This is a genomic window from Borrelia persica No12, from assembly GCF_000500045.1.
Taxonomy (GTDB): Bacteria; Spirochaetota; Spirochaetia; order Borreliales; family Borreliaceae; genus Borrelia; species Borrelia persica.
The window spans coordinates 1-5,909 of record NZ_AYOT01000142.1 but is presented as its reverse complement, the minus strand read 5'-3'; the positions used below and the strand labels follow the sequence as shown (position 1 = coordinate 5,909).

The window sequence follows — 5,909 nt, the reverse complement described above, 5'->3', positions numbered from 1 at the left end:
GGTTAATAAATTTGTTAGTGAGACGCTTGACAAGATAATTGGGGGAGCAAAGACTGCTAGTGAGGCTATTGGTGATGCAGATGGTCTTATTGGAAATGTTGCTGCTAATGATGCGGGTGGTGTTGCAGGCATTAATGTTAATGAATTAGTTAAAGGAATTAAGGCAATTGTAGAAGTAGGTACTTAAAGATCAAGGAAAAGCTGATGCTGGTGATGCCAATAAGGCAAAGATTGCTGGAGATGGTCAAAGGAGTAATGGTAATGCTGGTTCTGGTGAATCAGGAAAATTATTTGCCAATGGAAATAATGCTGCTGGTACTGATGACAATGCTAAGAAAGTTGCAGCTGATGCATCAAAAGCAGTTGAGGCAATAACTGGGGCTGACATCTTACAAGCTATGATTAAAGATGGTAGTGATTCTGTTAAATTAGCTAAGGAAACCACTGGAAATGCTGTTACTCCCAAAGATGCAATTATAGCAGGAGGAATAGCGCTAAGAGCCATGGCTAAAGATGGTAAATTTTCCAATGGTAATGCTGCCAATGATATTGCTACTGAAGTTAAAAATACAGCAATTAGTGCAGTTAATAAGTCACTCAATACATTAACTATAGCAATAAGAAAAACAGTGGATGATGGACTTCAAGTGGTGAAAGAAGCGATGAAATTTGATACCAAAAGTGAAAAGACTGTATCTAGTTCTGATGAAAAATAATCTTAAAAAAGATCAGTAAATTAAGTTAATACACAATAATAAAGTCATAGCAATAAAAGACCTTCTTATTAAGGGGGCCTTTTTGGTTTTATATAAATTTACGGTTGGTGGTTATGGGATGTAATAATGAGTTGTTAGAAGAAGAGAAGTCAAAGAATAAAATAAATTTTACAGTTTTTGGTGGAATTGGGAAATATTTTAAGACAAGTGCAGGAGACTATGCAAGGGATAGAGGATAAGCTTGAGGAAATTATTTGCTGACATGAAAAGTGAAGGTAAGCCTAATGTTACGGAAGTAGAAACTGCATAAAAACACTAATTGAGCATATACTTAGTAAAATAATTGCAGGTGCTAAGGCTGTTAGTGATGCTATTGGTACTGAAGGTGCTGAACTAATTGGGTGTAATATGCTAATGCTAATACTGGAGGTGTCGAAGGTGATACTAAGGACTTGATAAAGGGAATAAAGATATAGTAGATGTAGTTCTTAAAAATAAGGGTAATGCTGAAGCTGGGGATGATAAAAAAGCTGAAGATGGTAGGTAATAATTCAAGGGGTGCTCTACTGTTGGTGAGGCAGGAAAATTATTTGGTAATTGTTGGTAATAATGGTGTTATTGTAGCAGCTTCAAATGCAAAGAAGGCAGCAATGGCAGTAGAAGCAGTAACTGATGTTGATATATTGAAAGAAGTTATAGTATTTAATGAGTTAAATACATCATTGTCAAAGCTTTAGAGTATGGAATGGGATATTTTTAATGCTAAGTCTGATTTTGAAAGAGCAAGAAGTTTTGCTGGAAATGGTATTGAACAAAATGTGAAGATAAATTTACATCAAGCAATTGATAAGGTTAACAAGAATAGGGATATTGTGATGGCATTATTTAAGGATAAACTTAATGCATTGGGATTTGCAAGGGCTAGTGCTGATCATGCAAAGATTTTTACTGAGTTTGCTTTGAAATACTCATAACGGGTAAAGTCAAATGGTTATTATTATATTGTTCATGTGACGTATTATATAAATAAATTTTTACTCACTTATATAAAGTCTTCAGTGCTCCTGATTTTATTATTAGAAAAATGTATCAACTAGTTGATGCTTCTGCTGTCTTATCTCCTTGCTTCACTGCAGCCAGTGTTTATGGAGTAGCGGAGCTAGAAAAGAAGAATGAGTTTTTACAGTCTTTAGTTAGTTTGGGGAATGATTTTATTGGTGTTTTTACTTCTTTTGGCGATATTGTTGGGAGTGTGTTGGGATTAAATTTGGAGAGTAAGAAATCCGATGTGGGGAAATATTTTAAGAAAGTTCAGGATACTGTGCAAGAGACAAAGGATAAGCTTGAGAAGATTGTTGCTGATATGAAGAAAGAAGGGAATTCGAATGCGACGGGAGTAGAGAGTGCAGTAAAAACATTAGTTAGTGAGACACTTAATAAGATAATTGAAGGAGCAAAGACTGCTAGTGAAGCTATTGGTGATGCGAATGATCCAGTTGCTAATGTTGCTGTTCAGAATGCTGGTTCTGTTGGGATTGAGATTAATAATCTAGTAAAGGGAATTAAGAGTATTGTTGATGTAACGCTTAAAGATAAAGGTAATCCTGAGGCTGGGGATAATAAGAAGGCTAGTGATGGTAATACTGCAAGAACCGGTGGCAATGCTGCTGATGGTGAAGCAGGAAAGTTATTTGCTTCTGCTAATGCTGGTAATGCTGAAAATGCAAAGAAGGCAGCAGCTGATGCATCAAAAGCAGTTGGAGCGGTAACTGGTGCTGACATATTGCAGTCTATGATTAAGGATAATGGTGAGGCTATTAAATTAGCTGCTAATAATGCTGGTGTTGCTGCTGTTGAAGCTAATAAAAAAGATGCAACTATAGCAGGAGGTATAGCGTTAAGAGCAATGGCTAAAAGTGGTAAGTTTTCTGGTCCTAGTGATGCTGCTAGTGCTGAGGCAAAGAAAGCAGTGGAGGGCGCAGCAATAAGCGCAGTTACTAAGGCATTAGATACTTTAACTATTGCTATAAGAAATACTATTGATTCAGGACTTAAAACAGTAAAAGGAGCAATGAAAATTAATCTTGAAGATACTCCTGTCATTACTGGAGATAGTACTTCTATAAATAAATAATAAGAAAATAAGTGAGTCAAATAATAAAGTCATTTAAGGAGAATACTTTTCTATTTATTTAGAAGAGTTATTTTCCTTTTATTTTGATTTAATTCAAAGTTTATTATTAGCTATCTTGTTGGTTGTATGTATTTGGTGTTTTGGAAATGCATTAGGTAAGTTATTCCAATATATTTTAGGCATGCATTTATTGGAAATAACAATACTGAGCAATCAATGGTGTATCAGTAAGTGCAGTAAACAAGATATTAGGTACTTTAATAATAGCAATAAGAAATACTGTTGATAGTGGTTTAAGAAAGCTAAATTAAATACTAGATGCAGTGAAGCAAGAAGATAAGGAAGCAGAAGCAGTAATTAGTGGATATATATTAAATTACTTAATTTAATAAGAAAATATTTTCCTTGTATGACTTCATAAAGAATAAGAGAAGTGTTTTCCTTAAATAACTTTTATTTTACTGATTTTTACAGATAATTATTTGTATATTTCCTTTATTTTTTTATTAAGAATTCATTTATCATGTGTGCATTTCATTCATTTTTTATTTATTCATTTTTCTTTCGTTTTTTCTGTTGGAGTAAAGTTGATAGAAAAGAGAAGAAGAGACTCAATAAAAAAGATAAAAGAGACTCAATAAAAGAGAGAAGGGAACTTATAAAAAGAGAAGAAAGGGAAGATAAGAGAAGGAAGGAAAGGGAAGTTAAAAAGAATAGAAGAGATAAGGATGTAGACCGAGTAACTTTTTTTAGAAGTTAGGAGAGCTTAGTGAGAAGAGCTTAGTGAGAAGATTTTAGATAAGGAAGAGAAGGGAAGCTTTAAATTATTCAGGATTTAAAGCTTGGGGGGAATTAAAGAGTTGTTAAGGAGGGAAAATTATGATGAGAGATATTAGAGAAATAAGAGCTAATGACGATAAGAGAGGGGGTAGCAGGAAGATGAAGGAGATTATCAAGAGAAGTTTGATTATTATGATGATTTTGGGAGTTATGGGATGTAATAATGGAGTAGCTGAGCTAGAAAAGGAGAATGAGTTTTTAAGTTCTATTGCGAATTTAGGGAAAGGATTTTTGGATGTTTTTGTGACTTTTGGGGATATGGTGAGTGGGACATTGGGGATAAAAGCGGATACAAAGAAGAGTGAGATAGGGAAGTATTTTAGTGATATTGAGAAGACTATGATTTCAGTGAAAAATAAATTAAACACTGTGGTGGCAAAGAATGGAAACTATCCAAAAGTGAAAGAAGTAGTTGAGCAATTTATTATTGGGACATTAGAGAAGATAGAGGAAGGAGCTAAGCTTGCTGCTAGTGGTGCTACTGATGGAGCATTAATTGGCCAAGTTGTAAAGGCTAATGCTGGTAGTAGTGTTGATGCTACAAGTGTAAATGTACTTGTTAAAGGAATTAAAGGGATAGTTGATTTGGTTATTACAGAAGGAAATGGACAAGCAGATAAAACTAAGCCTGTTGATGCTGATAAAAAGAGTATTGGTAAATTGTTTGGAGGTAAGAATGAGGATGCTGGCGGTGCTGAAGATAAACATGTGGCAGCCGCAAGTGCAAGTATAGGAGCAGTAAGTGGAGCAGATATATTAAAAGCTATTGCTGTGGCTAATGCAGATGCTACGAAAGATGGTAAGGTTAAAGATGCTACGGACGCTGCTGCTCTAGCTTTAGCTAAGGGTACTAGTACTGACAATGATGATCAACTTGGAGATTCAGCAAAGAAAGATGCAATTATTGCGGCTGCTATAGCGTTAAGAGCAATGGCAAAAGATGGTAAGTTTATTGTAAAGGATAATAGTGCAAATAAGACAGAAGCAGAAGGAGCTAATGGAGCAGCTGCAAGTGCAGTGAACAAGATACTAAGTACTTTAATAATTGCTATTAGGAATACTGTTGATAGTGGTTTACAGGAGATAAATTCAGTATTAGTTACAGTTAAACAAGAGGATAAGGCATCAGAAGTTGCAGCTAGTGAACAACAATAAATAATTGTCAAAGAAATAGTAAGATAAAAAGTTATTTAAAGGAAACATTTCTTTTGTTCTTAATTAGGCATACAGGGAAATGTTTTCTTGTTAATTTAAGAAGTTTATATATTTCTTTTATATTGTTATTAAGCATTCATTTATCATTTGTTTATTTAGTAAGTTACTTTTTTAATTTGTATATCATTCATTTATTAGTGTTTTGCTATTAAAGTAATGTTGGAAAAGAAAGAAGGAAGAGAAGGGAAAATCTTTAGAAGAGATAGAAAGGAGGGAAAAAGAGAGATTAGGGATAATAATGAAATTAGAGGAGGCAGAGGGAAGATGAGAATAGTTAAACAATTTATTATATTCAGTTTAGTTATGGTTATGGGGTGTAATAGTGGGTTATTGGCAGAGGGAAAGCAAAGAATGAGTTTTTGAGTTCTATTGCGAATTTAGGGAAAGGATTTTTGGAAGTATTTGTGGCATTTGGGGATATGGTTACAGAAACATTGGGGATAAAAGTGGATACAAAAAAATCGGAGATAGGACAGTATTTTACTAAAATTGAAACTACTATGAAAACAACGAAAGCAAAATTAAACGAGATTTTAGAACAGAATGGCAATTATCCAAAGTTAAAAGAAAAGATTAACGAATTTATCGCAACTATAGAAAAGATTGAAGAGGGAGCAAAAATAGCGGCTGGGGGGTGCTAGTGGTGGTGATGCAATAGGAAATGCTAAGCAAAATGAAGACGGGCTATATCTGCAGATTCTGCAAGCGTAAATGTACTTATTCAAGGAATTAGAGAAATAGTTGATGCGGTGTTGAAAGAAGGTAAAGCAGATGCTACTGAAACTGGTGATACAGAGAAGAAATCAGTTGGTAATTTGCTTGCTACACAGAATGATATGACAGAACAATAAGTTGCTGCAGCAAGTGCATCAATAGGAGCAGTAAGTGGTGCTGACATTTTGCAAGCTATATCAAAGTCAGGAGATGCTGGCATTAGTAAAGATATTAATACAGTAACTAATGCAGCAGAGATTGCGGTTGCTAAGAAGGACTCTGGTACTAAA

General features: G+C 34.4%; 7 protein-coding genes and 3 pseudogenes. All 10 read left to right on the top strand.

The features are described 5' to 3' along the window. A pseudogene (locus U881_RS11885) lies at positions 1-716 on the top strand (variable large family protein); the annotation flags it as partial. Positions 717-829: 113 nt separating this feature from the next. Then, positions 830-955, top strand: coding sequence for a hypothetical protein (locus U881_RS13530; RefSeq protein ID WP_268744152.1), 126 nt, complete (start codon positions 830-832; stop codon positions 953-955). Between the two features lie 279 nt (positions 956-1,234). Next, the gene (locus U881_RS0103260) at positions 1,235-1,453 is read left to right on the top strand and encodes a hypothetical protein (RefSeq protein ID WP_024653200.1); all 219 of its coding nucleotides are present in this window, start codon (positions 1,235-1,237) and stop codon (positions 1,451-1,453) included. Between the two features lie 3 nt (positions 1,454-1,456). Beyond that, on the top strand, positions 1,457-1,690 hold the full coding sequence (locus U881_RS0103255) for a hypothetical protein (protein ID WP_024653199.1): 234 nt from the start codon (positions 1,457-1,459) through the stop codon (positions 1,688-1,690). 110 nt (positions 1,691-1,800) lie between these two features. Beyond that, positions 1,801-2,850 (top strand): variable large family protein, encoded by a 1,050-nt coding sequence (locus U881_RS0103250; RefSeq protein ID WP_024653198.1) that lies wholly within the window; start codon positions 1,801-1,803, stop codon positions 2,848-2,850. A gap of 209 nt (positions 2,851-3,059) precedes the next feature. Beyond that, positions 3,060-3,161 (top strand): annotated as a pseudogene (locus tag U881_RS12270) (variable large family protein); the annotation flags it as partial. Between the two features lie 212 nt (positions 3,162-3,373). After that, positions 3,374-3,610, top strand: coding sequence for a hypothetical protein (locus U881_RS0103245; protein WP_024653197.1), 237 nt, complete (start codon positions 3,374-3,376; stop codon positions 3,608-3,610). A 179-nt stretch (positions 3,611-3,789) separates the two neighbouring features. After that, a complete protein-coding gene (locus tag U881_RS0103240; protein WP_024653196.1) occupies positions 3,790-4,845 on the top strand; it encodes a variable large family protein in 1,056 nt (351 codons plus the stop codon). A gap of 216 nt (positions 4,846-5,061) precedes the next feature. Next, positions 5,062-5,268, top strand: coding sequence for a hypothetical protein (locus U881_RS13255; RefSeq protein ID WP_024653195.1), 207 nt, complete (start codon positions 5,062-5,064; stop codon positions 5,266-5,268). Between the two features lie 56 nt (positions 5,269-5,324). Then, positions 5,325-5,909 (top strand): annotated as a pseudogene (locus U881_RS12745) (variable large family protein); the annotation flags it as partial.

Bases quoted from the DNA above. Each gene is read 5' to 3' on its own strand.
- U881_RS13530 (WP_268744152.1), top strand. From the start codon at position 830: ATGGGATGTAATAATGAGTTGTTAGAAGAAGAGAAGTCAAAGAATAAA.
- U881_RS0103260 (WP_024653200.1), top strand. From the start codon at position 1,235: ATGATAAAAAAGCTGAAGATGGTAGGTAATAATTCAAGGGGTGCTCTA.
- U881_RS0103255 (WP_024653199.1), top strand. From the start codon at position 1,457: ATGGAATGGGATATTTTTAATGCTAAGTCTGATTTTGAAAGAGCAAGA.
- U881_RS0103250 (WP_024653198.1), top strand. From the start codon at position 1,801: ATGTATCAACTAGTTGATGCTTCTGCTGTCTTATCTCCTTGCTTCACT.
- U881_RS0103245 (WP_024653197.1), top strand. From the start codon at position 3,374: ATGTGTGCATTTCATTCATTTTTTATTTATTCATTTTTCTTTCGTTTT.
- U881_RS0103240 (WP_024653196.1), top strand. From the start codon at position 3,790: ATGAAGGAGATTATCAAGAGAAGTTTGATTATTATGATGATTTTGGGA.
- U881_RS13255 (WP_024653195.1), top strand. From the start codon at position 5,062: ATGTTGGAAAAGAAAGAAGGAAGAGAAGGGAAAATCTTTAGAAGAGAT.